The sequence below is a fragment of the Pseudomonas sp. EL_65y_Pfl1_R83 genome, from assembly GCF_963970695.1.
Classification (GTDB): domain Bacteria; phylum Pseudomonadota; class Gammaproteobacteria; order Pseudomonadales; family Pseudomonadaceae; genus Aquipseudomonas; species Aquipseudomonas tritici.
This window is the reverse complement of the sequence record NZ_CAXAQI010000551.1, coordinates 1-255: the sequence shown is the minus strand read 5'-3', so window position 1 is coordinate 255 and position 255 is coordinate 1. Positions and strand designations below refer to the sequence as shown.

At 59.6% G+C, this 255-nt stretch carries 1 pseudogene; it reads left to right on the top strand.

Annotated features, from left to right (window positions below):
* Positions 1 to 255 (top strand): annotated as a pseudogene (locus tag AACY08_RS30290) (IS4 family transposase); the annotation flags it as partial.

The window sequence follows — 255 nt, the reverse complement described above, 5'->3', positions numbered from 1 at the left end:
CATCTGCTGGCTCGTAGCGGTGTAACAGAAGCCCGCAAGCGGCTCGGTTCAGATCCTGTCGAGTGGCTATTTCGCAAAACCGGCACTCAATGGGGCTCCGAGCGGTACACCGATGATACGTGGCAGGACCTGCAAGTGTTTGCCGTGGACGGTGCACTGCTACGCACCCCGGACACGCCCGAGTTGCGCGATCATTTCGGCTCTGGAAATACGCCGACCGAACGCCAGACACCTTTTCCAATGCTGCGTCTGGTG